Below are 235 nucleotides of genomic sequence, written 5' to 3' on the forward strand. Positions count from 1 at the left end.
CCCCGGCGCGGGGGCGGGCCAGCGCCGGGGCGGCGACGTGGTGCAGCTGCGGGGTGAGGCCGCCGCGGCCGCGCTGCTCGCGGACCTCGTGCGCGAGGGTGTGCACGTCAGCCACTTCGCCCCGGAGGGCTCCCGCCTCGAGAACGCCTACCTGGGCCTCCACCTGGAGGGCCCCCGCACCGAAGGAGACCGGCCGTGAGCACCGCCGTCGCGACCTCGATCCACGACCGCCGCC

1 pseudogene is annotated in these 235 nt (G+C 78.7%); it reads left to right on the forward strand.

The window, feature by feature from the left end:
- Positions 1-199 (forward strand): annotated as a pseudogene (locus KVS67_RS13220) (ABC transporter ATP-binding protein); the annotation flags it as partial.
- Positions 200-235 lie beyond the last annotated feature (36 nt).

The organism is Micrococcus sp. GbtcB5, assembly GCF_019091605.1.
GTDB lineage: Bacteria > Actinomycetota > Actinomycetes > Actinomycetales > Micrococcaceae > Micrococcus > Micrococcus luteus.